Genomic DNA, 25,639 nt, shown 5'->3' with positions numbered 1-25,639 from the left:
AACCGCCATGGCCAACGCGCAGCTCCAGCCGGTCCTCGACCATATCGATGCCGATTTCGACAACAGCCTTGCGCGGCTGTTCGACCTCTTGCGCATCAAGTCGATCTCGGCCGATCCGGCCTTTGCGGAAGACTGCAAGAAGGCAGCCGATCATCTGGCCAAGGATATCGAGACGCTCGGCTTCAAGGCCGAGGTGCGCCCGACCGCCGGCCATCCCGCGATCGTCGCCAAGGCCAATGGCAAAGCCGGCAAGCCGCATGTGCTGTTCTACGGGCACTACGACGTGCAGCCCGTCGACCCGCTCAATCTCTGGCACCGCCCGCCGTTCGAGCCTGTCGTCACCGACCACGCCGACGGCCGCAAGATCATCGTTGCGCGCGGCGCCGAGGACGACAAGGGACAGTTGATGACCTTCGTCGAGGCCTGCCGCGCCTGGAAGAAGGTGACGGGATCACTGCCGGTCAACGTGACCATCCTGATCGAGGGCGAGGAAGAGGTCGGATCGAAGAATTTCGTGCCGTTCATGGAAGCCAACAAGAACGAACTCAAAGCCGATTTCGCGCTGGTCTGCGACACCGGCATGTGGGACCAGAACACGCCGGCCATCACCACCTCGCTGCGCGGGCTGATGTATGACGAAGTCACCATCAAGGCCGCCAACCGCGACCTGCATTCCGGCGTGTTCGGCGGCGGCGCGCGCAACCCGATCCGGGTACTGACGCATATCCTCGGCGGCCTGTTCGACGACAACGGCCGCATCACCATTCCCGGCTTCTATGACGGCGTGAAGGATCTGCCACCGGACATCCTGGCGCAGTGGAAGAATCTCAATCTGACGCCGGAGTCGTTCCTCAAGCCGATCGGGCTTTCAATTCCCGCCGGCGAGAAGGACCGTTTGCTGATCGAGCAGATATCTTCTCGGCCGACCTGCGACATCAACGGCATCGTCGGCGGCTATACCGGCGAGGGCTCGAAGACGGTGATCCCCGCGGAGGCCTCGGCAAAAGTGTCATTCCGCCTTGTCCCGGGACAGGACCCGCAAAAAATCAAGAAGGCGTTCCGCGACTACGTCACAGCGCGGCTGCCCGGCGACTGCAAGGCCGTGTTCACCGAGCACTCCAGCGGCGCGGCGATCGCGCTCGACTGGAACATGAAGCCGCTCGCTGCCGCCAAGCGCGCGCTCACCGATGAATGGGGCAAGGAGGCGCTGCTGATCGGCTCCGGCGCCTCGATCCCGATCGTCGCCGACTTCAAGAACACGCTCGGCCTCGACAGCGTGCTGGTCGGCTTCGGCCTCGACGACGACAACATCCATTCGCCGAACGAAAAGTACGACCTGAAGAGCTTTCACAAGGGCATCCGCTCCTGGGCGCGGATCCTGGCGGCGTTCGCGGAGGGCTAACGCGCGGCTTGCGTTGCTCGCACGACGCGGAAACCGATATTGCTGGTCGAGCTTTCCGGCGTGTTCGAGCTGCGGGCGGCGACGCGGTAGCGGTTGCAATAGGAGTCGTGGCAGAGGAACGAGCCACCGCGCAGTGAGCGGTGAGGGGCGGGCTCGCGGTTCAGCGGATCCTCCGCGGCGGTAGCGAGATGATAGCGAGGCGAGAAATAATCCTCGCACCATTCCCAGATGTTGCCCGCCATGTTGTGCAGGCCATATCCATTTGCCGGGAACGCATGGACCGGCGCGGTGCCGGTGTAACCGTCATCGGCGGCGTTGAGGTCAGGGAAATTGCCTTGCCAGATATTGCAGCGGTGTTGTCCTGCGGGCGTGAGTTCGTCGCCCCAGGGATAGAGCGCCTGCTCGAGACCGCCCCTTGCGGCTATTTCCCATTCCGCTTCGGTCGGCAGCCGCGTGCGCGACCATTGGCAGTAGGTCTTGGCATCGTTCCAGGAAATATGAACCACGGGATGATCGAGGCGATCGAGGACCGTGCTGGGAGGGCCTTCCGGCTGAGCCCAGTAGGCGTGCGACACCGGCACCCACCATGGTGTTTCGGCGGCGCGGCTGCCGATCGATTGCCTGACATTGTCTGGCAGCAGACCTTCGAATACAAAACTCCAGCCGAAACGCTCGGCGTCGGTCGTGTAGCCGGTTGCGCGGACGAAGTCGCCGAATTCCAGATTGCTGACAGCATGGCAGGCAATGGCGAAGGTCGTCACGGTAACGGACCGCACCGGCCCTTCGCCGTCCTCGGGGAAGCGCTTGTCGTTCGATCCCATCAGGAAGGAGCCGCCGATCAGCGGGCTCCAGCGTCGAGGGATTTCTACGGGGCTCGGCACGATCCCGCGCACCACGCCAGCGTCCACCGAAGAATCTCCGGCGGGACGCTGGATGCAGCAACGGGATTTGCTCTCGGTCATCTCGGCGTTACGGCTACTTCTGCTTCTCTTCTTCCCAGAATGCCGTGCCGCCTTCGGCCTTCATGAGCTCCAGGATCTTCTCGCGCGGGATGACACCGCAGCGGTTGGCCCACGCGTTGTACTGCTCGGTCATCTCGCGGACCCGCTCCGGATGCTCCGCGGCGAGGTCGTGCATCTCGGTGCGGTCGGTCTCCATGTCGTAGAGCTCCCACGGGCCTGGATATTTCCGCACCAGCTTCCACTTGCCGATGCGCACCGCGGCGTTGCCCTCATGCTCCCAGAACAGCGGCCCGCGCCCGCCGTAGGCCGACGAGAATGATGGCACCAGGCTCTCGCCTTCCAGCGGCAGGATGGCGTTGCCGTTGTATTCCTTGGGGTAGGTGGCGCCGGTGACGTCGACGATGGTCGCCATGATGTCCGGCAACTGGCTGGGATTGTGCCGCAAGCCACCCTTTTCCTTGATGCCGCGCGGCCAGTGCACGATGAACGGCGTTGCGATGCCGCCTTCGTGGATCCAGTGCTTGTAGAGCCGGAACGGCGAGTTGGAGAGATTGGCCCAGGCGGTGCCGTAGCTCTGATAGGTATCCTCGCCGCCGGGCATCAGTGAGGGATCGTTGCCGAACCGCACCGGCTCGCCCTTGCGGGTCTTTGCCTTGGCGATCATCAACTGGTCGACCAGCTCCTTGGCGGTCACGCCTTCCGGAATGTCCTCGGCGCAGGCGCCATTGTCGGACAGGAAGATAATCAGCGTGTTGTCGAGCTGGCCGGTCTCCTCGAGCGCAGCGATGATGCGGCCGATGCCCTGATCCATGCGGTCGATCTGCGCGGCATAGACTTCCATGCAGCGCAGGGTCCATTCGCGATGCTGCGCTTCCGTCCACGGCGGCTGGGTCGGATCGCGATCGGTGAGTTGCCAGTTCGGATGGATGATGCCGTCGTCGATCAGCCGCTGGAGTCTTTGCTCGCGCAGCCTGTCCCAGCCGGCGTCGAAGCGGCCCTTGTACTTTGCGATGTCCTCGTCATGCGCATGCAGCGGCCAGTGCGGCGCGGTGTAGGCAACATACTGGAAAAACGGCGCGTTCGGATTGTCCTTCTTGTGCTGGCGGATATAGGTGGCGGCCTGATCGCTGATCGCGTCAGTATAGAAGAAGGATGGATCCTTCTCCGCTTCATGCTCGATATTGTCGTTGCCGCGGGTCAGTGTGCTTGGGTGATAGAAGCTGCCTGCGCCGATGATGGTGCCGAAGAAGTAATCGAAGCCGCGCTGCATCGGCCATGAATCGGTCGGCTGAGTCAGGTTGCTGGAGACGTGCCACTTGCCGGACAGATAGGTCTTGTATTTCTTCTGCTTCAGCACCTCGGCAATGGTGATACAGCTCTTGTTGAGGTCGCCGGCGTAGCCTTCGGGACCGTTGCTGTAGGTGAGGATGCCGATGCCGGTCTGGTGCGGATGCAGGCCGGTCAGCAGTGAGGCGCGCGACGGGCTACAGCGGGCGGTGTTGTAGAACTGCGAATAGCGCAGGCCGTTGGCCGCGAGGCGATCGAGGTTGGGCGTTTCGATCTCGCCGCCGTAGCAGCCGATATCCGAAAAGCCCATGTCGTCGTTGAGGATGATCAGGATGTTCGGGCTGTCGGATGCCTTGCCATTTGCCATGGTGTTGTTGTCCTTTGGTCGCGTCGCGAGTGATCAGGAATGCCGCGTCAGGCTGATGCTGAGGCGGAAATAGTCGGGGAGATAAACCGAGCGCAGCAGTTCGAGCGGACGGCCCCCGGTGCCGAGCGTCAGGCGTTCGATGGCGAGCAGGGGACTGCCGGCTTTCACGCCGAGTAATTTGGCGCTGGCGGAATCGGCAAGCGATGCGCCGATGGTCTGCTTGGCTTCCTTGATGGGGTGGCCGAGTTCTTCCTCGAATACGCGGTACATGATGATCGAGGTCAGATCGCGCTTCTCCAGTTCGAGGCCGATATCGGGCGGATAGAAAGCATGCTCGATCGCGATCGGCGTGTCGTCGGCGAGGCGCAGCCGCTTGAGCTGCCACACCGCACGTTCCTGCAACTGTTCGCGCACCTCGGCATCGTGCCGGTTGGTCATGCCCTGCTGCAACACCTTCGCGCCGGCGTGATAGCCGGCATCCCGGATGGTTTCGGAAAAGCCCATCAGACGGCCGACCCAGTTTTCCGGCTGGTTGGAGCGCAGAAACGTGCCGCGCCCGCGCTCGCGCGCGAACATGCCTTCGCTGACCAGCGGCGCGATGGCATTGCGGATGGTGATGCGGCTGACGCCAAAGTGCTTGCCGAGTTCAGCCTCGGTCATCAGGCGGCCGGTCTTGTCGATCAGCGCGCCTTCCTTGACCTGGCGGCGGATGGTTTCGCGGACCTGGATATGCAGCGGCACGGCCGGCGGCTCGGCGCCGTTCACAGTCTCGCTCTTCTTGCGGGTGGGGAGGGCCATGACCTTACAGCCGCTTTCCTGTCGTCGGATCGAACAGATGGATGTCCTGGGCGCGCGCGGTGATGGAAATCGTGTCGCCTTCGCGCGGAACGTTTTCGTCGCTGACGCGCACGCGGATTAGTGTGCCGGCGCAATCCAGATCGAGCACGGCAGTATCGCCGAGGTCCTCGACGAGTTCGACCCGCGCGGACAGCCCGCTCGGCGCGACGCGAAGCGCGCCGGGACGGATGCCGGCGACCACGTCGCGTTCGCCGCTGGCCTGCATGATTGTCTTGAAGCGGTGGCCGGCGATGATGACGTCGCCGTTGCTATAGCGGGCCGGCACGAGGTTCATCGGCGGGTTGCCGATGAAGCCGGCAATCTCGATCGAGTTCGGCCGGGCAAACACTTCCGCCGGGGTGCCGACCTGCTGGATTTCACCGGCCATGAACACCGCCATGCGGTCGGCCAGCGTCATCGCTTCTTCCTGGTCGTGCGTGACGTAGACGGCGGTCACATCAAGCGAACGCTGCAACTTCTTCAGTTCCGCGCGGGTTTCCAGCCGAAGTTTTGCGTCGAGATTGGAGAGCGGCTCGTCGAGCAGGAACAGGCGGGCCTTGCGGACGATAGCGCGTGCCAGCGCGCAGCGCTGCTGCTGTCCACCGGACAATTGTCCGGGCTTGCGGTCGAGCAGATGGTCGATCCGCACTTTTCGCGCGGCGTCCTTTACCGCGGCTGATATCTCCGCCTTCGGCATGTTGGCCATTTCGAGCGGGAAGGAGATATTTTCGGCGACCGTCATGTGCGGGTAGAGCGCGTAGCTCTGGAACACCATCGCGATGTCGCGGTCGCGCGCGTCGGTCGAGGTGACGTCCTTGCCGTCGATGAACACGCGGCCGCTGGTCGGCGCATCGAGCCCGGCTAAAATGCGCAAGGTCGTGCTTTTGCCGGAGCCGGACGGGCCGAGCAGGGCGAAGAACTCGCCCGGTTTGATTTCGAAACTGACGTCCTTCAGCGCAGCGAAGTCGCCGTGCATCTTGACGATATCCCTGAACTGGACTTGACCGCGGCCGCTCATCGGCGCCCTCCGCCTTTGACTGCGCCCACCGTCAAGCCCTTGACGATATGCTTCTGCGCCACGACCCCGAGCACGACCACGGGCAGCATCGCCAGCACGGAAACCGCTGCAAGCTTCGCCCACAGCGTCTGCTCGACCGAGACGAAATTGAACATCGCAACCGTCACCGGCCGCACGGTGTTGCCGCTCAGCACGACGGCGAACAAAAATTCATTCCAGGCATTGAGGAACACGAACACGACGGTCACGGCGATGCCGCCGCGCACCTGCGGGATGATGATGCGCCAGAGCGTGCGCAGGCGGCTCGCGCCATCGAGATAGGCGGCTTCCTCCATCTCGAAGGGGATGTCCTCGAAGTAGGAGACCAGCAGCCAGATCGCGAATGGCAGCGAGAACGAAAGGTAGATCAGGATGATACCCTGATAGGTGTCGATCCAGCCGATGTTACGCAGCACCAGGAAGTAGGGGATGATGATGCCGACCGGCGGCAGCATCTGCGTCGCCAGCACGTAGAAGCCGGCAAACTTCTTGCCGCGGAAACGCAGCCGCGCCAGCGCATAGGCGGCGGGGATCGCCATCAGCATGGTGACGACGGTGGTGCCGACCGAAATCACCATGCTGGAGACGAGGTTGGGCAGGATCGACGCCGAGCCGAACAGCACGTCGTGATAGGCTTCCCAGGTCGGCGTGAAGATCAGTTTTGGCGGATAGGCCAGGGCGTCCCGATCGGTCTTGAGGGAATTCAGCACGCTCCAGAGCACCGGAAACGCCCAGGCGAGCAGGAACACCAGCGAGATCGCCAGCAGCGCGAAGACGCGAAGGCGCTTGCCGGTCATTTCGCCCTCCGCATCGCAAACAGGATTGCGGAGATAAGGATCGTCACGATCAAGAGCGCGACGGCGAGCGCCGAGCCATAGCCGATCGAAAGCTCCGTGAAGGATTTTCGGTAGGCATACAGGTTGAGAATTTCCGTTGCAGTGCCCGGCCCGCCGCCGGTGACCGTGAAGATCGCGGCGAACGCCGTCAGCGCCACCATGGTCCGCATGATGATCACCATGACGATCGCAGGGCGTAGCAAGGGCAGGGTGATGCGGCGGAAACGCTGCCACGCAGTGGCACGATCGAGCCGCGCGGCCTCGTAGATATCCTCCGGCAGCGAGGCGAGCGAGGCCAGCAGCACCATGAAGGCGAACGGCGTCCACTGCCAGGTGTGGATGACGATGACGGAGATCATCGCCAGCAGGGGATCGCCGAGCCAGTTCTTGCTGCCGAGCCCGGCATTGATGGCGAGAAAGTCGACGATGCCGAATTCCGGCGCCAGCATGAAAGTGCGCCAGATCATGCCGACGACGGCCGGCGAGAGCACCACCGGCAGGATCGCGATCAGGCGAAACAGGCCCTGGCCGCGTTTCATGTCCATCACGAGCAGGGCCAGCGCGAGGCCGATGACGACCTGAAGGACAACCGTCGAGACGGTGTAGACCAGGCTGACCACCAGCGAGGTCCAGAACCGCTCATCCGCAAGCAACACGCTGTAGTTCTCGAATCCGACAAAACCGTTGGTGAACGGCATCGCCAGATCCATCCGGAACGCACTGGTCCAGATCAGGAAGAACAGCGGAAACGTGGTCGTCGCCATAAGAGCGAGGAACGCAGGCGCCAGCAGTGCGGCCGCGAACCGGCGCTCGCGCTGCGCCAGCACGCGGCCGAAGTCTCTTGCGGTGGTTGTTGCCGCCTGCGTCATCGCTCGGCCGAACGACCTAGCCGCGCATCATCGGCTCGATGCGCTTTTGCGCATCGTCCAGCGCAGCCTTCACGGTCGCCTGGCCGGAGAGGGCGGACTGGATGGCGGTCGCCATCGTGTCGCCGATCGCCGGCCATTGCGGCACGCGCGGCCGCCAATCGACGTCGGTGTCCTCCTGGAGTGCTTGCATGGTGGCTTCGACGAAATTGCTGCCAAAACCGTTCATCAGCTTGACGTAGTCCGCATCCTTCCAGATCGAGGTGCGATTGACGCCGGAACGTTTTGTGGGACCCGCGAAGCGGTGCGCGGTGCGAGCCTGGGTCTCGGCGCTGGCGGCCCATTGGATGAACAGCCACGTCGCCTTCTTCCGCTTTTCGGGAAGCGCGGCGTTGATCGGAAAGCCCCAGTTCCAGATCGAGGTCACGCGCTTGCCGGACGGTCCCTTCGGCCAGCGCGCATAGGCGACCTTGCCGATCACCTTGGACTTTTCGGGATTGTTGACGACGGACGCGGATGAATGCGCGTCGATGTAGTTCGCCACAGTGCCTTGCGAGAACGCGTCCGCGATGTCGGGCCAGTTCCAGTTGGCCGCGGCGGTCGGCGCGTATTTGCGCATCAGGTCGACATACCAGGCGAGCGCGGCTTCCGCCTCCGGGCCGTTGACGGTCAGCTTGCCGCCCTTGAACCACTCGCCGCCGAACTCGCGGAAGATCGAGGGATAGATGTACATGTTCTGGCCGGCGCCGGCGACACCGCGGAGCGCGGCGCCCCAGATGCGGTCGTTCGGATTGTTCAGCGCCGCTGCGTTGGCGACATAGGCCTCGAGCGTATCGGCCGGCTTCAGACCCTTCGCGTCGTAGAGGTCCTTGCGATAGACCTGAATGGTGACTTCGCCGTCATAGGGCACGCCATAGAGCTTGCCGTCGATGCTGTCGGCGGCGCGCCAGGCCGGAATGATGTCGTCGAACTTGAACCAGGCATCATCGGTCAGCGATTTGTCCTTGAGATAGCCGTCGAGCGGCTCGACCCATTTGTTCGCGGCATAGAGCGAATAGTACATGGGATCGGCGGCGTGGGTGGCGTAGGTGCCGGTCTTCGAGGTCAGGTCGATCACGCATTTCTGGCGGATCTGCGCCGGCGGAATCTTTTCAAAGCGGACGTCGATGCCGGTCAGCGTTTTGAATTGCGGCGCGAGCGTAATCAGGTTCTCGAAATAGCTCGCGGGGATGACCGCTACCGTGATGGTCTCGCCGGACGCCTGCTGCCAGTCGATCTTGGCGGACTTGTAGGGCGCAAGATCCGCTTCCTGTGCCGCCGCTCCGCGCAGCACCGCCGGACCAAATCCGATCAGCGCCGCGGCCGCCGTGCCGGTCTTTAGGAATGTCCGTCTGGTGGGTTTGAATGACTGCATTTCCTGTCCTCCCTTGGCTTCCCCTTTGGCTCCGGCTTTGGCCGGTTAGTTAGGACATTTGCGCAAATGTTATAACATGTCAAACCGGCGGTTCCGCCTGTGCACACCGGCAGGCCCAAACGCAAAAACGCCGCCCGGGATTGGGCGGCGTTTGATTCGGTAGTGCAGAGGTTGTTGGTGAAGAGACTAAGCCGTTTCAGTCAAATTTCAATGACGCTTACGGCGCCGGGATCGCCAGCAGGCTCGAAATGCTGCGGCCGCGGATGTCGTAGACGCGGGCGAACACCACGTCGTCGCGCTTGATCTCCACCATGACCGGCGCGGTCAGGCCCTTGCAGTAGAATTCGCCGAGCGTCATGGCGAAGTCGGCCGCATTGGAATCCCAGCCGATGGTGAAGTCGGGGCCGAGCGCGACCTGCGCGGGACGCTGCGGGCCGCAGACGGCCACCTTCCATTTGCGCCCCTGCGGCGGGACCTCCTGCCGCTCCACCAGTTCCTCGCGCAGTCCGTCGGATGCCTGCTTCAGCGCAAGCCCCCAATAGTCCAGCATGAAGAGATTGTCGGCGGTGCGAACCGTGCCGGCAATGTGGTTGAAGTGCGTGTATTGATAGGGGTGCAGCCGGATCATCTCGGCAAGCGGCAGCAGCAGGCCGAAGATGAATACCGCCAGCGCGGCGGGTTGCCAGATGCGGCCGTTATCCTTCAGCCAATCCATGCCCTTGGCGAAGGCAGCGCCGGCCAGCACCGCCATCGGCGGAATGACGAAGATGAAGTGGCGGATGCCGTTGTAGAGCGCTGGCCGCTTCACCATCGCAATGACAAGCGGCAGCGTAGCCGCCAGCGTCAGCATCAGCAGAATGGTCTTGCGGCGTGCGGTGACGTCCTTGCGCGGCAGCGCGATGAACGTGCCGGCAACGCCCGCCAGCAGAAGGCCGAGCAGCACCTCGGGCAATTGCAGCGCAAACAGCGTCGGCAGATACGACCACGGCATATCCGGCACGGACACCAGTGCGCCCTCGAACATCTCCTTCCACGGCTTTTCGAAGAAGTGCGAGAAGTAGGTCAGCGCCTTGAAGGGATTGCCGGGCTCCATGATCGCCCATGGCCACACCAGGCCCATGAGCAGGTAGCCGAAGGCAAGGCCGGGCAGCAGCACATAGACGACATGCGCAAAGCGGCGCGTCGCCTCGCGCGCGCCTTGCTTGCGGAATTCCTCGAGCAGCAGCGGCATGAAGCCGACCAGCGCGTAGACCATGGCAAGGCCGCCGAGGATGCGGCAGCCGATCGAGAGGCCCGCGCCGATGCCGATGATCAGGATGGTGCGCGGCGAGGGCGCCGGATATTCCTCGACCAGACGCACGAGGCCCAGCAACAGAACGACCATCGCCACCGCAAACGGCGCGTCCTTCGGGTTCATGAACATGTGCCCGTAGAAGGTCGGGCAAAGCACGAGCATCAGGAGCGTCGCAAGGCCTGCGAGTGGACCGCCGACACGGCGGCCGAGTCGCCAGGTCACAGCCAGCCCGATGATGCCGACGATGGCGCCGAGCAGCCGGCGCGTCTCGAACAGTTCCAGCGGAATGATCTTGTGCAGCAGCGCCGCCGCCATGTCGAAGCCGCCGCCATACATGTAGAGATTGGCGAACGACAGCGCGGCGGTGTCCTTGAAACCGGAACCGAACATCCGCAGCAGGAGATCGGCATATTCGGCGTGGGTATAATCGTCCCATCCGAGCCCATAGTCGCGGAATGTGAGCGCAGCGATCAGCGCGACCGCGCCCAGCACAATGGCGGCGAGGTCATCGCAAGTCCGCTCCACCGAGCGCCGCGCGGGCGTATCGATGGCCGAAGTCGTGATGGAAGTCATGGCTACTGGTAACCCGGCGTCCCTATGGCCCAAGCGTGAGTAGCGCCTCTGAGCCTCATTCCCCGGCTTCCATATAGCGCAGTTCCCTTTCCAAGTAATTGGCAATTGTGGCGTAATTCACCTAGTGCAACGCAGCAAAGGGTTGCTTGGCGGAAAACTGGCCGCACTTGCGCCGGTGTCTTGAACTAACATCCCAAGGATCGGGAGCAATTCCGTAGAAATCCGGATAGTTTTCCAAAGGGCGCGCACTTCGTGGTTGGCGCTGTCCACAATATGACGGTATCGTGGCATCGGCGGTTGCGGGCCGATGGTCCCTGGGGTAGCTGCGATGATGGTTGTGCTGTTGGGCGCTGGTGTCGGCCTGCTGTTGGCAGGGCTGGCTGCGCTTGCCTACGGCATCCTGATCAAGGATTTCAGCTTCGGCAACGCCTTGATCATCTCGGGCGCGGTGACCGCTTGTTCGGGCTTGATCATATTCGCCCTGGGGGTGGTCGGGCGCGAACTACAGAGCATTGCCAGAAGGTTGGGTGGGGAATTCCCGGTTGCGCCGCTTGGGCACCCGCTGGAAGCAAGCGTTGCGCCACCGGCGCCGCGTGCCGAACCCGGTAATCTGATTCCAGGCCGCGAGGCCCCGCCGATGGAAATGCCGGCCGCCGGGCCGGTGCCCCCGCCATGGCCGATGGAGGCAACACCCGACGCGCCGCCACCGCCGGCCGAGGGTGCGCCGCAGCTAAGGCAACGGCGCAATCTGCTGTTCACCTCGACGTCGCGGAAGGACCGCGAGCGCGCGGCATCGCGCGCCGGCGAGCCGTTGGCGCCCGACCTGCTTTCGCCGGATCTTCGACCGCCGCCATCGGCGGCGCCGCCCGCAATCGAACCGGCTGTGCCTCCTGCACCGCCGACCTTCGAGGATGCCTGGCCAAAGCCGGAACGCGCCGCACGTCCCGGCGAAGCGCCGCCGCCGCGGCGCACCCGCATGCCGCCGCCGGCCGCCGCGGAAGGCAGCGTCCCTCCGCCTGCGCCGCGTGAACCCACGCCGCAGGTGACGGTGCTCAAATCGGGCGTCGTCGACGGCATGGCCTATTCGCTGTATTCCGACGGCTCGATCGAGGCGCAGATGCCGGAAGGCATGATGCGCTTTGCCTCGATCGACGAACTGCGCGCTCACCTCGACCAGCGGCCGTGAAATAAAGCGCCGCCGTTCTTGTCAGGCCACCGGTAATCCGCTCATATTCGCCAAGTAGTTCGGCATTCCCCGATGTATTGGGGTGGTACGGATACTATCTGTACTTTCGTACGGGCGACGTTGGGACGCGGATCATGAGCGATACGGCCGGCAAGAATTTCATCGACCTCACCGCCAACATCGTGTCGGCTTATCTGTCCAATAATCCGACGCCGGCCGCGGAAATTCCCGGCCTGATCAGCCAGATCCATGCCGCCCTGGTGCGGGTCTCGTCCGGCCGCCCCGAGACGCCGATGGAGCCGGCAAAGCCCGCGGTGTCCGTCAAGAAATCGATCTCGCCCGATTATCTCGTCTGTCTCGAGGACGGCAAACGCTTCAAATCGCTGAAGCGCCATCTGCGCACGCAGTACAACATGACACCGGAGCAATATCGCGAGAAATGGGGCCTGCCGGCGGACTATCCCATGGTGGCGCCGAACTACGCGGTGGCGCGCTCGCAGCTTGCCAAGGAAATGGGCCTCGGCCAGCAACGCCGGCGGCGCAAGTAGATCAGGACGCTGTTGCCAGTGCCTCGCGCGCATCGTTGCGGATGCGCTCCACCATCGACCGCAGGCCGTTGGAGCGCTGCGGCGTCAGATGATCGCGGAAGCCGAATTCGTCGAACACCTTGATCGCATCGGTTTCAAGAATGTGCTTTGGCGTCTGGCCCGAATACAGCGTGAGCAGGATTGCGATCAGGCCGCGCACGATATGCGCATCGCTGTCGCCGAGATAGTTCAGCCGCGGCTCGCCGCCCGCGCGATCGATCTGCCTGGACAGCCAGACCTGGCTGACGCAGCCCTGCACCTTGTTTTCGGAATTGTGCTCTTCTTCCGGCAACGGTTTTAGCGTGCGGCCGAGCTCGATCACGTAGCGGTAGCGGTCGTCCCACTCCTCCAGCAACTCGAAATTGTCCCTGATCTCGTCGATCGTCATCGGTGTCGGAATCCCGTCCTCCATGAGCCCTATATAGGGTGGCGGGCGGCCAAATACGATGAAAATACGGGCCTGGTTCCAGTCCTAATTTTCGGGCACGCGCCACTCCAAGGTCCGGTCATCCGCCGTCAGCGTGTCGCGCGGGGCCTCGGGGCTGATCGCCTGCTCGGCATCTGCGAGATTGCCGATCGAGCCGGTATGGTCGGGAGCCTTCTTGTCGGGCTTTGCGGCGGCCGGTGCTTTCTTGTCGATCCTCTGAATCTTCTCGGGTTGTTCGACCTTATCGGGCTTGTCCGGCTGATCGGCCTTTTCGGTCTTGTCCGTAATGATGCCGTAGACCTTGCGCGCACCGTCGGCTGCGCGCTGGCCGATCACGGTCGCGGCCTGGCCGCCGACTTCGCAGGCCGTGGGCTGACGCTTGCAGAACTGGCTCATATCGGACACCGCCGCAGTCGCAGCCTGCACCGCCTCGGAGGTGCTGATCTGCGGCAGCTTCTCCGATTCGGGAGTCTTGTCTCTGGGCAGGAGCACCAGCACCAGCCCGAGCCAGAAAGTCAAACGCAGCAGGAACCACATCTCGCAAACCCGGTCGTCCGTTCGCGGCCATTGCGGCCCGAAAACGCGCACGGCTCACGACTACTGGCCTGTGATAAATCGCAAGTGTTTGCATTGAGATTAACTCGACGAAATTTGGCGGAAAATTCTGCCGGTTCGATTCGCCGTAAATTTTCGATTGATGACCGATTCGGAGCTTCGGAACCGCCGGAAAGCGCGTGCACGATTTCGAAACCATAGCCGCACCGGTCTGGAAACCCGGTGTTCACCATCCGCGTCAATTCGGCCGCCGCGTGCATGCGAAAAGCCGCACAAACCAGCGACCAGGCCTGCAACCAGCCGCGCCTTAGCGTTCATTTAATTCCGCTCTGACACTTTGGGCCAAAGATAAAGGGGGCGTTCCGGCGCGTCTTCACGACGAACAAGCCGAAGCGCGAGTACTGTGAGTGTTTTGAGTATCATCCGTGACTGTCTCGATGCACTGTTGCATCCCTCCGCGCGCTATGACGCGCTGACGCGGGCGCGCCATCGGGCCTTCATGGCGCCGCGGCTGCTCGGCAGCCTCGCGGCCTTTGCAGCCTTTCCGGTGTATCTTGCGTTGCGCGGCGCGCCGACAGCGCTCGAGGTCGCGGCCTTCGCCTGGCTGATCGCGCCGATCCTGTTGTCCTGGTTCCTCTCGCGCACCGGCCGCTATGAGGCCGCGCATGTATTGTCGTCGCTGGCGCTGGCAAGCCTCATCATGATGGTCGCGCTGACCACCGGCGGCATCGAATCCTTTGCCGCGATCTGGCTGGTGGTCGTGCCGCTGGAAGCCTCGCTCTCTGCCTCGCGCCGCGTAGTGGCATTTGCCTGTGGCCTTGCCCTGGCGTGCGCCACGCTTCTGATCACTCTTGGACATTTCGACATGTTGCCGCCGCAGGAAACCGGCATCGACATGAGCGAGGCGCTGATGGGATTTGGCGTGGCTTCCGCGACGCTCTATGCCGCGGGCCTTGCTTTCGGCGCAGAGTCGCTGGCGCGCACCAGCGTCTCGCTGCTTTATCTTGAGGAAGACCGCTATCGTCTCTTGGCGCGCAACATGAGCGACGTGATCTCGCGCCATCGCAAGAACGGCGCCGTCCAATTCATCTCGCCGGCCGCGGAGGGGATGCTGGGTGCGCCCGCATCGCGTCTGCTCGGCCACGGGCTGTTCGACCGCGTCCATGTCGCCGATCGCCCGGCCTATCTGACCGCGCTATCGGACGCGGGGCGCGGCGGCGAATCCCGCAGTGTTGAATTCCGCCTGCGCCGCGACAGTTCACGCGGTCAGAACAATACGGGCGATTTCATCTGGGTTGAAATGCGCTGCCGTCCGCTTGATGAGATGACGCTGCTGTCGGAAGCCGAAGTGGTCGCCGTGATGCGCGACGTCACCGACCGCAAGCTCCAGGAGCAGGCGCTCGAAGAAGCACGACTGGCGGCCGAGCGGGCCGATGCCTCGAAAACCCGTTTCCTCGCCACCATGAGCCACGAGCTGCGCACGCCGCTCAACGCCATCATCGGCTTTTCCGAGATGATCGTGCAGGAAGACGTGCTGATGGTGGACGGCGCCAAACGCAAGGAATATGCCCAGCTCATCAACGATTCCGGTCAGCATCTGTTGTCGGTCGTCAACGGCATTCTGGACATGTCGAAGATGGAATCCGGCAATTACGAGCTTGCGGCGGAGCCGTTCGCACCGAGCGCGGCACTGGTCAATTGCTGCAATCTGCTGGCACTGAAGGCGCGCGATAACGGCGTCGAGCTCGTCACGCGCGTGCCGGACGACCTGCCCGAAATCACCGGCGATCCGCGCGCGTTCAGGCAGATCGTGCTCAACCTCGTCTCCAACGCCATCAAGTTCACCGAGCGCGGCGGCACCGTGACGGCGTCCGCCGGCATCGAGGGCGCGCGGCTCGTGCTGCGCGTCAGCGACAACGGTGTCGGCATCGCCGCCGACGATCTCAAGCGGATCGGCGACCCCTTCTTCCAGGCCGGCAAGACCTATGAGCGCCGCCATGAAGGCACCGGCCTCGGCCTCTCGATCGTGAAAAGCCTTGTCGCCCTGCATGGCGGCGAGATGAATGTGCAGAGCAGGGTCGACGAGGGCACCACGGTTGCGATTGCGCTGCCGATGGTGTTCACGCCGCCCGCCTTGCGGCTGCCCGCCAGCAACATCGCGACGCTGGCGCCCGCGCCGCGTGCCGCCTCCGAAGTGCAATCTTACCAGGTGAAAAAGCGTGCCTAGACGGATCGACCTTGACGACGACGACGAGATGCCGCGCCGCCGGCGCCGCAGCAGCAAGGCGGCTGCGGTCGAGCCCGAGGAAGAGCGCGGCCTCGTCATGCGGATGCTGCTGCACAGCCCGAAGGACATGATCGCGGGTATGCTTGCGGCTGCCGCGGTCAGCGCCATCATCACCAATGCGCTGTTCCTACAGGCCGGCCGCCATCCGTCGCCGATGTTCGGCACCGTCACCGCGATGCCGGCGCCCGTGCTTGCCAATCCGCTGCCGCGTCCGCGCCCGGCCGAGGCCGCACGCCTGATCGAGCCGCTGGCGCCGCCGGAGCCGGTGAAGCCGGTCGAGGCCAGGAGCGCCGAGAAGAGCGCCGAGCCCAGGAGCGAGGCCAGGCACACCGATTCGAAAAATGACGCGATGACCAATCTGGTGGTGAAGTCCACGACGCCTGCGCCTGCGCCCGCTGCCGCTACGCCCAACCAGCATGTCACGCGTCCCCCGGCGCCGATTCCGCAATCGACCGCCGCCCGCCGTATCGCCGGCGTCCAGCGCGCGCTCACCGAGAATGGATACGGCCAGTTGAAGCCGACCGGCACCATCGGTGCCGACACGCAGACCGCAATCGCCAAATTCGAGCGCGACCGCAAGCTTCCGGTTACCGGCCAGATGTCGGACCGCCTGGTGAAGGAGCTCGCGGCGATGACGGGACGTCCGATCGACTAGCTTCGTTTCTGCGGCTGGCCTATATCGTCCGGCCATGCGACTGAAATCGGCTATATGGGTGGCGGCCTATCTGCGCCGCTGCCAGACCGAAGGAATTTTCGGCGCCGTGCGCAAGCGCGGCGCGGAAGAGGCCGGTGCTGTGTTCGTTAAGGTGGCGCTGATGGACGGCAATGCGATGCTGTACGCGCCCGCGCCGCAGACCGCCTATGATGACAGCCGCCCGGCCGAGCGTGTGTTCGCGGCGATGTCGCCGGAGCCCGTGCCGGAGCAGAAGGTCGAGGAGCGCCTTGCCAAGGAATTGCGCTTCGATCCCGACGCCTGGATCGTCGAGACCGAGGACCGGGCAGGGCGGCACTTTCTGGATCTTGCGAAGGCCTAGCCGCTCTTGCGCTCGGTGCCCGTGTGCACGGGCGCAGTGCCCGGCTGCGGCGCGGGGCGCCGCTCGCCGCTCGCGGCGCGGGCGCGATAACGCTCATCGTCATGGAGTGCGGGACGGTATTTCGCGCGCGTCACCGCCATGGTGGAGCCGCGCCAGGCGGTCAGCATCACCAGCGCGGAGCGCTCCGTCAGCCGATCGTACAGCCGCGAAATCCGATAGACGTCGTTCACGGATGAGCCGAACTCGGGATTGAGGAACAGCAGCACGCGCTGGAATTCCGGGCTCGGCATCTCCAGCGCCTTCATCGCACAGGCCAGCGGCTCGCCGCCAGGGTCGTTGGTCACCTGAATGGCGATGCGCGAGGGCAGGATCAGCGCTTCGCCGAGCTCAAGCGCAAAATTCTCGGCGTCCTGCGCGAACGCGGCCATCTGGAGGATATGGATGGCGCGGTTGGCGCGATGGGCGGGGATGCGCGCCGACGCTTTCAGCGGCGTGTCATCCAGATTGTGCAGGATCAGCGCGCGCTCACTCGCACTGGCCGCGAAGAACATGTCGCTGATCTCCGCGGCGTCATTGGGACGCATCGAGAGACTTGCCTGCATCCGCAGTTGCGCTTCGGTCGGGGGCGCCGCCGGCCGCTCGGGCAGGGGCGCTGCGGGGATCTCCTCGGCCAGCGGCACGCGATCACCGGGATGCGCCGGCTTCAATCCGAGCTGGATCATGGTCTTCAGCGGCGTACCCGGATAGATCGCAAGCCGCGCCCGCACGGCGGCGCGCGTGGCGTCATCGACCTGCTCGATCAGGCGCGAAGTCAGCTCGACGAACTGCCGTTCTTCGTCCGGCGTATGCTTGTGCGCCTGCACATAGAGATCGGTCAGCACGCGCAGCAGCGTAGGGCGGATATCGACGCCCTCGCGGCGCGACAGGGTCATCAGCCCGTCGAAACCCGGAAACAATGGAGCTGCGGTCATGTCTGGCGGTACGCGACTTCGTAAGAATCCTTGCCGGCCAGCCTAGGATGGATCGTTTTAAGACGCGGTTAAGGAAAACGGCCCGTGAAGATTCTCGGTCGCATTTTAAGAGTGTGCCTTTGCGGTCGCGGTTCTCCGTAGCAGTACGACGTATCCCTGCGCGTTAAGATGCCGTTAACCACGTTTGTTCTTAATCATCGTGTCGCCGGCAAGATCATCGCCGCGCGGCAGCCAGAGAGAACGGAACATGGGCACCATCATCGATTTTCCGGCGGATGCGGCTTCGCGGCGGCCGGCACTGGGCATGGATGGCGCATCACACGATGGCATGGGGACCATCCTGATCCTTCCTGTTGTGCGGATCGAGCGCGAGGGCGACGAGACGAATGACGGCCGCGGACCGGCGGAAGGTACAGCTCCCGGCCGCCGTCGTCGTCGGCGCACCTGACCCGCGGATTTTTGACATGCCGGAGACGCTTCCGATCCGGGCATCCGGGATTCGGCGATCCTTCCCGGCATTGGCTGTCTTTTTGATTGGCGCTGCGCTCGGCGGCTGTAGCGGCGGCGATTTCGGACGTACCCGACAGGACATGCGCAGCGACGACATGCATCGCTGGCTGGGCGCCGAAGTGACCGGCAGCGTCGGCGTCAAGGCCTCGCAATTCCAGCTCACCGACAACGAACGCCAGCTTCGCGATCTCGCCTATCCGATCATCGAGCCGCCGCTGTCGCGCCCGGCATGGAAGAGCGTGTGGGGCGACTACAAGCCGCTGCCGTCGCCCTGGCGTCAGGTGGTCGTGTTCGACCGCACCGCCTATGGCCGCAACCTGATCGACGAGCCGCACCGCTCGCACACCTCGCGCTACGCCGTGCTGATCGACGACGTGCGCAACGACATCACCCGGTTCGAGCCGTTTTACGCCTCCGCCGCGCGTGTCATCGAACTCGACCGCAAGCGCGACGCCAGCATGAAGCTGGTGTCCGAACTGTCACCGCGCGAGCGCGCTGACGCAGTCGCGCGCATGCAGGAGAACAGCCTGATCGTGCAGTGGGTGCACCAATGCCTCGAGCGGCGTATCTCGTCCTACCGCTGGGCGCTGGAGCGGCTGGTGATCCAGGCGCCGGACAGCATTGCCGCCGACGCCGATCGGCTGATCAAGGAGCTCGCCGTGCTTACGGCGAATCCGCCGGTGGACCCGGGCGGCGGGCGCGCGGTGGTGGTGAAGGGCTGATCCTGGGCTGCGGGAATATCCGCCGTCGCCGAGCTACCGACACCGACAGACCATTTCTTGACCTGAGGGAATGTCTCACGTAAATCAGCGATATTGATAGCAGTCAGCGCTGCGGCAATTTATTTTTGACAATGGATTGCGGATAGATGCCATCGCCGGATGTTTTGGCCCTGACAGGGACGACGCAACTCACCCGCTGGAATGTGGCGGCTCCGGTCGGTACCTCGGTTGTCGTAACCTACAGCTTTTCGACCACGCAAGCCTCCTACGACTCCACGGCACGGCCGGGGTTCACAGGCTTTTCGGCGGCCCAGCAAAGCTATGCACGGCAGGCGCTTGCCACTTGGGCCGCCGTCTCCGGAATCTCGTTCGTCGAGGTGCCCGAGGCGGTCGGTGGCCAGATCCGTTTGGGTCTCTACGACATGACCGGAGTCCTGAATTCGGTCGGCCAGCAAGCGAGCGGCTTTGCCTACCTGCCATATTATTCGGGGTGGACCGTCGGTGGCGTGACGACCTACTCGCCATACTTCAATAGCCTTGGCGGCGACGTGTTCCTGAACGCGAATATCTACGCCGGCAACGATGCGAGCATGGCACCCGGGCAGCGCGGCTACTCGATCCTGCTGCATGAACTTGGACACGCAATCGGCTTCAAGCATCCGTTTGAAGGCACGCCGACGATCGATCCATCGCATGACAATAGCAGCTATACGGTGCTGTCATACAACCGCCCGAACTCCACGACGACGCTCGGTACCGTCGATGTCGAGGCGAGCCAGTACTACTATGGCGTCCAGGACCTGACGACAACCTGGGACCCGGCGACGTTGACGGTGACGCGCACGGGCACCGCGGCTTCCGAGTGGGTCCTGGGCACCGAGCTCACCGACATCCTCAACGGCGGCGAAGGCAATGACACGCTGCGTGGCGAGCTCGGCAACGACACCATCGACGGTGGAGGAGGCCGAGATACCGCGATTTTCTCCGGCTACTACGCGTCCTACACGCTGACCAATATCGCAGGCGGCATCCGGGTGGTCGGTCCCGACGGCACGGACACGGTGCTCAACGTCGAGTCATTCCAGTTCGTGGACCGGACGGTGAATGTTGGCGGCTCCAGCGCGACGCCGAACGACTTCAACGGCGACCACATGAGCGACATCGTCTGGCGCAACGACGCCGGCGCCACGTCGATCTGGGCCATGAACGACGCCACAATTCTTCACAGCAGTCCGCTCGGCACGATACCGTCCAACTGGACGCTCGCCGGCACCGGCGATTTCAACGGCGACGGCAAGAGCGACCTGTTGTGGCGCAACGAGGCCGCCGGCGCCGCCCAGATCTGGGACATGAACGACGGGGCCGTTCTGCACGCCAACTCGCTGGGCATCATCCCGTCCAACTGGCATGCGCTCGGAGTCGGCGACTTCAACGGCGACGGCATGAGCGACATCGTCTGGCGCAACGACGCCGGCGCAACGTCGATCTGGGCCATGAACGATGCAACGATTCTTCACAGTAGTCCGCTGGGCACGATACCGACCAACTGGACGGTCGCCGGCACCGGCGACTTCAACGGCGACGGCAAGAGCGACCTGCTGTGGCGTAACGAGGCCGCCGGAACAGCCCAGATCTGGGACATGAATGACGGCGCCATTTTACACGCCAATTCGCTGGGCATTATTCCGGCTGGCTGGCATGTCCTCGGTGTCGGCGACTTCAACGGCGACCACATGAGCGACATCGTCTGGCGCAACGACGCCGGCGCCACGTCGATCTGGGCCATGAACGATGCAACGATTCTTCACAGCAGTCCGCTGGGAACGATACCAACCAATTGGACGCTTGCCGGCACCGGCGACTACAACGGCGACGACAAGAGCGACCTGTTGTGGCGTAACGAGACCGCCAGCGCCGCCCAGATATGGGCCATGAATGACGGCGCCGTTTTGCACGCCAATTCGCTCGGTGTGATACCGGCCAACTGGCACATCATCGCCTAGCGAATCCGCCGAGCGAACAGGCTCATGGCGACTAGCGCCGCTCAGCGCTTGCTCTTCGCCGGTGGCGGCGGGGGCGGCGGTGCTTCGGCCTGCTTCGGGGCGGGCGGCTCGGTCTGCACGCTGCACTTCGAGGCCGCGAGCGAGGCTTGCGCCTGTAGCATCAGGCCGGGCTCGGGCGCCAGCGCCTTCATCACGATCAGGCCGGTGGTGGTCGGCGAGTCGATGATCAGCCGGTCCGCCGAGGTGACGTCCTCCTCCTCCGGCAGTTCGGAATGCTGCGCTTCGGTCATCAGGTCGAGCTCGATCACCCGGCGGCCGGCCGAGCGGTCGTTGATGGCGTAATAGGCGACTTCGTTGCGGGTGTAGAACGACACCGAGGTGTAGGCCTGGCTCACCGGCACGGTGAGCTTGATCGGGCCGCCCGACAGGTCGTAGCGGCAGACCGCGACCGCAAAGGCCGGATCCATGAACGGCATCGGCGTATTGCCGGGCTCGGCGACCGCCAGCGGTGTCACCGCATTGAGCTTGGTCATCGGCGTCAGCCGCGAATAGGCGTCCTGCGTTGCGATGCGCGGCAGCGCCAGCACGGCGACGAGATGCACGATGCCGCCGAGCAGCACGCCTGCGATGATGGTGAACAGCAGGCGGATCATGGGCAGCCCACCGTGGCGACCTGCGGCATCGGCGCGTCGCGCTGCGTGCGCGTGGCGACGCCGACCGGCGTATCGTAGAGACGCAGCATCAGCGTGTAGCGCTCAATACCGCCGGTGGGCAGCCAGTTGCCGGCGCGCGAGCGTGAGGCCATCCGCACCTCGAACGTGCCGTCGGCGCCCCGGATCACTTCCTGGCTGGTGAAGCCGTAGCGCTGTAGCGTGTTGGCGACGAGCTGGCCCTTGGTGTCGTACAGCGTGAGCGTCCAGAATCGTGCGGCCGGCGTCACGCCCGACACGACGACGTCGCAGCGCCCGTCGAGCGGCTTGTCCTTGTCGTCGGTGTTGGCGGTGAACGCCACGCCGTCGCCGGTGCCGATCGGCAGCTCGCCGTTACGCGCGATCGTGGCGCGGGAGTAGGGATCGATATCAGAGGTGCCGGACTTCGGCCGTGCTGTCCAGGCGCCGATCTTGAGCGTGCCGAGATCGGTGCCCTGGGTCGCGGTCATGTAGGTCGAGCCGAGCCCGATGCCCGAGGCGATGATCAGCGCCAGCAGCGTGATGAAGACGAGCCGCACGGGAGCTAGTTCTTGCGAGGGGCGGGGGCGGGCTGATCGCCAGGCGTCGCCGCCGCAAAGCTTTCAGGAAAGGCGAGGGAGCTCGATGACGACGGCCTTGCCGGCTTCGGCGGTTCGCTCGCCGATGTCTTGGCGGCGGTCTTGCCGGCTTCGTCGAGCAGCTTCTCCACCCGCACCAGGATGTCGGCGCCGCGCTTGGTCAGCACCGGCGGCGGTCCCGGCTTGGTGTCGATGATCTTCGGTGCGCCGGCCGCCATCGCGGCGGCATTTTGCGCCGTCGGCGGCAGTTTCTGGCCCATGCCGACGCCGGGGATTTCCTTCACCTCGACGCCCTGATGGGCGACGACCATGATGTCGTGCCAGGTCTGCGCCGGCAGCGAGCCGCCGGTCATGCGGTTGGTCGGCGAATAGTCGTCATTGCCGTACCAGACCGCGCAGGTGAAGTTGCCGGTGTAGCCGACGAACCAGGCGTCGCGATAGGCGTTGGTGGTTCCCGTTTTGCCGGCGGCCGGAATGCCGTCGAGCGCGGCGCGCCGCGCGGTGCCTTCGGTGACGACGTGGCTCATCATCTCGGCCATGTCTGATGCCACCGAGGCCGGGATCGCCTGCACCGGCTTCTTGCCGTCGCGGTCGAAGCGCCAGACCAGATCGCCGGCGCCGGTGCGCACTTCCAGCACGGCATGCGGCTTGACCGACCTGCCTCTGTTGGGGAAGGTCGCGTAGGCGACCGCGTGTTCGAGCACCGTGACTTCGTCGGAACCGATCGGCATCGACGGCGTGTCCGGCAGCGGCGCCGTAAGGCCGAAGCGGCGCGCCACTTCGGTGATCTTCTGGCGGCCGACCTTGGCCGGGTTCGGCGCCTTGCCGCCGAGCGCGATCGACAGTTTTACCGGCACGACGTTGATCGAGCGCGTGATCGCCTGCGTCAGCGTCACCGCACCTGAATAGGAATGGCCGTAGTTCTGCGGGCACCAGTTGCCGATGCAGACCGGGCCGTCGACGACTTTCGAGTTCGGCGTGAAGCCGTTCATCAGCGCGGTGGCGTAGACGTATGGCTTGAACGACGAGCCAGGCTGGCGGTAGGCGTCGGTCGCGCGGTTGAACTGGCTGGCGCCATAGTCGCGGCCGCCGACCATCGCGCGCACGCCGCCATCGAGATCGGCGACCACAGTTGCCGCCTGCGTTGCGTGGTAGTCGCGGCCGAACTGGCGCAACTGGTTTTCCACCGTTGCTTCCGCCGCCCGCTGCACGTTCATGTCGATCGAGGTGCGCACGACGAACACGCGCTCGGTGTAGGATTTCGGGAAAGTGTCGACCAGCCGGCGCATCTCGTCGAAGGCCCAATCGAGATAGTAGTTCGGCGAGTTCTCGTCGCGGCGGTCGACGGCGTAGGCGGGATTGCGCCGCGCGCCGAACACCTGACCCTCGGTCATGAAGCCGGCATCGACAAGGTTGTCCAGCACCACGTTGGCGCGGGCACGCGCCGCGGGCAGGTTGATATGGGGAGCGTATTTGGTCGGCGCCTTGAACAGGCCGGCCAGCATCGCTGATTCCGAAAGGTTCACGTCGCGCGCCGACTTATTGAAGTAGAAATGCGCGGCGCCGTCGACGCCGAAGGTGCCGCCGCCCATATAGGCGCGGTCGAGATAGAGTTTGAGGATTTCGTTCTTGGTCAGCCGCGTTTCCAGCCAGATCGCGAGGAACGCTTCCTTGACCTTGCGCTCGATGGTGCGTTCGTTGTTGAGGAACAGGTTTTTCGCAAGCTGCTGGGTGATCGACGATCCACCCTGGCGCACGCCGCCGGCTTGCGCGTTGGTGACCAGCGCGCGCGCGGTGCCGGGGAAGTCGATGCCGAAATGATCGTAGAAGCGGCGGTCTTCGGTGGCGAGCGTCGCCTTGATCAGATGATCCGGAAAATCCTCCAGCGGAATCGAGTCGTTGTGCTTGATGCCGCGGCTGCCGATCGGGTTGCCGTAGCGATCGAGGAAGGAGACGGCGAGATCCGATTTCTTCAGCCAGTCGTCGTCGGCGGTTTCGCGGAATGCGGGGATCGCCAGCGCCAGCATCAGCACCATGCCGCCGAGCCCGATGGTGGCGGCTTCCGAGGCCGGCTCGATGAAGACCCAGCGCTTCCAGCGGCCGACATAGAAACGGTCCATGAAGGTCGAGTAGCGCTCGTAGAGTTCGCGCAGGCCCTTGGCAGACGAGAACAGCGTGGAATCGATGCGCGCATCGATATCCAGCATCGTGTTCTGGATCTTCTTCTTCCAGGCCGGTGGTAAGATCTTGCGCACGAGGACCCTTGGCTAACCTTGGCTATTCTTTGGCCGGTTCAACAGCGCCCCGGCGCCCCCAGGGGGCGCCATCGGGACGTCTTGCGGGAGTGTTGCGGCAAACCCAAGGCGCTTTTGCGCGTTTGGGGACTCAGGCATTGTTCTAGCCGAGCGAGGGCCATAAACCAATGCTGTTGCTGCTATTTTGGACGACAGGCCTAATGCTCCACATGAGGATTGTGGCTTCCGGACGAGGGCGGGTTGCGCCGGTGCCATCGCACCCCCTATTAGGGCAGTACCGTAACAATTCCGAACCAGCCGAAAGCCGATGACCGCACCGCTCAAACGACCTTCGGGCCAGGAAGGATTCTTCTGGAAAACCAAGACGTTGGAAGAGATGTCCAACGAGGAATGGGAAAGCCTGTGCGACGGCTGCGCCCGTTGCTGTCTGGAAAAGCTGGAGGACGAGGACACCGGCAAGATCTATTTCACCCATGTTTCCTGCAAGCTGCTCGATGCCGGGCTCTGTTCCTGCAAGGACTATCCGAACCGCTCCGACAAGGTTCCTGATTGTGTCCGCCTGACCCCGGAAAACGTCCGCACCCTGAACTGGCTGCCGCCGAGCTGCGGCTACAGGCTGGTTGCCGAGGGGCGCGATCTTTACTGGTGGCATCCGCTGATATCGGGCGATCCCAACACGGTGCATGAAGCCGGCGTTTCGGTGCGGGGACGGGTGTACGGAACAGAGGACGAGATTCCCGACGCCGAGCTGGAAGACCACATTGTGCAATGGCCGGCACTGTTGCCGAAGCGGGCGCGGCTGAAGAAGCGGCCATCGAAGCTCTGATCGTTTCGATTTCGGGATCGCTGCGCATGCGAGGATACGCTCGCGGGATGCTCCCATGCAGGGGGCCGGGTGCCGCAGTGCGAAATTGTCCCTTAATGTATCGAATGAAGAGAA

The 25,639-nt window shown here is 64.0% G+C and carries 24 protein-coding genes; 10 read left to right on the top strand and 14 right to left on the bottom strand.

The annotated features are described in order from the left end of the window. The first annotated feature begins 7 nt into the window (after positions 1 to 7). Positions 8 to 1,402 carry a M20/M25/M40 family metallo-hydrolase gene (locus JQ628_RS11070; RefSeq protein ID WP_212222570.1) on the top strand — a complete coding sequence of 465 codons (1,395 nt, stop codon included), beginning with the start codon at positions 8 to 10 and terminating at the stop codon, positions 1,400 to 1,402. On the opposite strand, the gene JQ628_RS11065 is transcribed toward JQ628_RS11070, so the two are convergent. From JQ628_RS11065 to JQ628_RS11030, 8 genes are all read right to left on the bottom strand, one after another. Continuing rightward, a complete protein-coding gene (locus JQ628_RS11065; protein ID WP_349628049.1) occupies positions 1,399 to 2,310 on the bottom strand; it encodes a formylglycine-generating enzyme family protein in 912 nt (303 codons plus the stop codon). The two genes, JQ628_RS11070 and JQ628_RS11065, sit on opposite strands and share 4 nt — an antisense overlap. Before the next feature lie 67 nt (positions 2,311 to 2,377). Then, on the bottom strand, positions 2,378 to 4,018 hold the full coding sequence (locus JQ628_RS11060) for an arylsulfatase (protein WP_212222568.1): 1,641 nt from the start codon (positions 4,016 to 4,018) through the stop codon (positions 2,378 to 2,380). Positions 4,019 to 4,051: 33 nt separating this feature from the next. Continuing rightward, positions 4,052 to 4,816 carry a GntR family transcriptional regulator gene (locus tag JQ628_RS11055; RefSeq protein WP_212222567.1) on the bottom strand — a complete coding sequence of 255 codons (765 nt, stop codon included), beginning with the start codon at positions 4,814 to 4,816 and terminating at the stop codon, positions 4,052 to 4,054. Positions 4,817 to 4,820: 4 nt separating this feature from the next. Continuing rightward, on the bottom strand, positions 4,821 to 5,873 hold the full coding sequence (locus tag JQ628_RS11050) for an ABC transporter ATP-binding protein (RefSeq protein WP_249127737.1): 1,053 nt from the start codon (positions 5,871 to 5,873) through the stop codon (positions 4,821 to 4,823). Continuing rightward, positions 5,870 to 6,709 carry a carbohydrate ABC transporter permease gene (locus JQ628_RS11045; protein ID WP_212222566.1) on the bottom strand — a complete coding sequence of 280 codons (840 nt, stop codon included), beginning with the start codon at positions 6,707 to 6,709 and terminating at the stop codon, positions 5,870 to 5,872. The genes JQ628_RS11050 and JQ628_RS11045 overlap by 4 nt, the downstream gene beginning before the upstream one ends. Continuing rightward, the gene (locus JQ628_RS11040) at positions 6,706 to 7,617 is read right to left on the bottom strand and encodes a carbohydrate ABC transporter permease (RefSeq protein WP_212222565.1); all 912 of its coding nucleotides are present in this window, start codon (positions 7,615 to 7,617) and stop codon (positions 6,706 to 6,708) included. The genes JQ628_RS11045 and JQ628_RS11040 overlap by 4 nt, the downstream gene beginning before the upstream one ends. A 16-nt stretch (positions 7,618 to 7,633) precedes the next feature. Beyond that, positions 7,634 to 9,028, bottom strand: coding sequence for an ABC transporter substrate-binding protein (locus JQ628_RS11035; RefSeq protein ID WP_212222564.1), 1,395 nt, complete (start codon positions 9,026 to 9,028; stop codon positions 7,634 to 7,636). 217 nt (positions 9,029 to 9,245) lie between these two features. Then, entirely contained in the window at positions 9,246 to 10,895 is a 1,650-nt protein-coding gene (locus tag JQ628_RS11030; RefSeq protein WP_212222563.1) for a glycosyltransferase family 39 protein, read from the bottom strand. A 328-nt stretch (positions 10,896 to 11,223) separates the two neighbouring features. On the opposite strand from JQ628_RS11030, the gene JQ628_RS11025 reads away from it, so the two are divergent. Beyond that, entirely contained in the window at positions 11,224 to 12,081 is an 858-nt protein-coding gene (locus tag JQ628_RS11025; RefSeq protein WP_212222562.1) for a DUF308 domain-containing protein, read from the top strand. Between the two features lie 134 nt (positions 12,082 to 12,215). Then, entirely contained in the window at positions 12,216 to 12,629 is a 414-nt protein-coding gene (locus JQ628_RS11020) for a MucR family transcriptional regulator (protein ID WP_212222561.1), read from the top strand. 1 nt (position 12,630) lies between these two features. On the opposite strand, the gene JQ628_RS11015 is transcribed toward JQ628_RS11020, so the two are convergent. Beyond that, on the bottom strand, positions 12,631 to 13,056 hold the full coding sequence (locus tag JQ628_RS11015) for a SufE family protein (protein WP_212222560.1): 426 nt from the start codon (positions 13,054 to 13,056) through the stop codon (positions 12,631 to 12,633). An 84-nt stretch (positions 13,057 to 13,140) separates the two neighbouring features. Further along, the gene (locus tag JQ628_RS11010; RefSeq protein WP_212222559.1) at positions 13,141 to 13,632 is read right to left on the bottom strand and encodes a DUF5330 domain-containing protein; all 492 of its coding nucleotides are present in this window, start codon (positions 13,630 to 13,632) and stop codon (positions 13,141 to 13,143) included. 421 nt (positions 13,633 to 14,053) lie between these two features. On the opposite strand from JQ628_RS11010, the gene JQ628_RS11005 reads away from it, so the two are divergent. Genes JQ628_RS11005 through JQ628_RS10995 form a run of 3 tightly spaced genes read left to right on the top strand, consistent with a single transcriptional unit; the run spans position 14,054 to position 16,971 of the window. Then, the gene (locus tag JQ628_RS11005) at positions 14,054 to 15,877 is read left to right on the top strand and encodes a PAS domain-containing sensor histidine kinase (RefSeq protein ID WP_349628048.1); all 1,824 of its coding nucleotides are present in this window, start codon (positions 14,054 to 14,056) and stop codon (positions 15,875 to 15,877) included. Between the two features lie 28 nt (positions 15,878 to 15,905). Then, positions 15,906 to 16,592 carry a peptidoglycan-binding domain-containing protein gene (locus tag JQ628_RS11000; protein ID WP_212222747.1) on the top strand — a complete coding sequence of 229 codons (687 nt, stop codon included), beginning with the start codon at positions 15,906 to 15,908 and terminating at the stop codon, positions 16,590 to 16,592. 34 nt (positions 16,593 to 16,626) lie between these two features. Continuing rightward, the gene (locus JQ628_RS10995) at positions 16,627 to 16,971 is read left to right on the top strand and encodes a DUF1491 family protein (protein WP_212222558.1); all 345 of its coding nucleotides are present in this window, start codon (positions 16,627 to 16,629) and stop codon (positions 16,969 to 16,971) included. Here JQ628_RS10995 and JQ628_RS10990 read toward each other — a convergent pair. Further along, entirely contained in the window at positions 16,968 to 17,942 is a 975-nt protein-coding gene (locus JQ628_RS10990) for a DUF2336 domain-containing protein (protein ID WP_212222557.1), read from the bottom strand. The genes JQ628_RS10995 and JQ628_RS10990 overlap by 4 nt on opposite strands. A 247-nt stretch (positions 17,943 to 18,189) precedes the next feature. On the opposite strand from JQ628_RS10990, the gene JQ628_RS10985 reads away from it, so the two are divergent. From JQ628_RS10985 to JQ628_RS10975, 3 genes are all read left to right on the top strand, one after another. Then, the gene (locus JQ628_RS10985; protein WP_212222556.1) at positions 18,190 to 18,390 is read left to right on the top strand and encodes a hypothetical protein; all 201 of its coding nucleotides are present in this window, start codon (positions 18,190 to 18,192) and stop codon (positions 18,388 to 18,390) included. Between the two features lie 16 nt (positions 18,391 to 18,406). After that, positions 18,407 to 19,174 carry a hypothetical protein gene (locus tag JQ628_RS10980; protein ID WP_212222555.1) on the top strand — a complete coding sequence of 256 codons (768 nt, stop codon included), beginning with the start codon at positions 18,407 to 18,409 and terminating at the stop codon, positions 19,172 to 19,174. A gap of 146 nt (positions 19,175 to 19,320) precedes the next feature. Next, on the top strand, positions 19,321 to 21,177 hold the full coding sequence (locus JQ628_RS10975) for an FG-GAP-like repeat-containing protein (protein WP_212222554.1): 1,857 nt from the start codon (positions 19,321 to 19,323) through the stop codon (positions 21,175 to 21,177). 41 nt (positions 21,178 to 21,218) lie between these two features. Here JQ628_RS10975 and JQ628_RS10970 read toward each other — a convergent pair whose 3' ends face one another. The 3 genes from JQ628_RS10970 to JQ628_RS10960 are packed head-to-tail and all read right to left on the bottom strand — an operon-like array spanning position 21,219 to position 24,699. Continuing rightward, positions 21,219 to 21,830 (bottom strand): DUF1254 domain-containing protein, encoded by a 612-nt coding sequence (locus JQ628_RS10970; RefSeq protein WP_212222553.1) that lies wholly within the window; start codon positions 21,828 to 21,830, stop codon positions 21,219 to 21,221. Beyond that, positions 21,827 to 22,405: a DUF1214 domain-containing protein gene (locus JQ628_RS10965; RefSeq protein ID WP_212222552.1), complete on the bottom strand. Its 579-nt coding sequence runs from the start codon at positions 22,403 to 22,405 to the stop codon at positions 21,827 to 21,829. The genes JQ628_RS10970 and JQ628_RS10965 overlap by 4 nt, the downstream gene beginning before the upstream one ends. Positions 22,406 to 22,410: 5 nt before the next feature. Then, positions 22,411 to 24,699 (bottom strand): transglycosylase domain-containing protein, encoded by a 2,289-nt coding sequence (locus tag JQ628_RS10960; protein ID WP_212222551.1) that lies wholly within the window; start codon positions 24,697 to 24,699, stop codon positions 22,411 to 22,413. A gap of 307 nt (positions 24,700 to 25,006) precedes the next feature. On the opposite strand from JQ628_RS10960, the gene JQ628_RS10955 reads away from it, so the two are divergent. Next, positions 25,007 to 25,525 (top strand): YcgN family cysteine cluster protein, encoded by a 519-nt coding sequence (locus JQ628_RS10955; RefSeq protein ID WP_212222550.1) that lies wholly within the window; start codon positions 25,007 to 25,009, stop codon positions 25,523 to 25,525. Positions 25,526 to 25,639 lie beyond the last annotated feature (114 nt).

The organism is Bradyrhizobium lablabi, from assembly GCF_018129385.1.
Classification (GTDB): Bacteria; Pseudomonadota; Alphaproteobacteria; order Rhizobiales; family Xanthobacteraceae; genus Bradyrhizobium; species Bradyrhizobium lablabi_C.
This window is presented reverse-complemented; position numbering and strand designations above follow the sequence as displayed.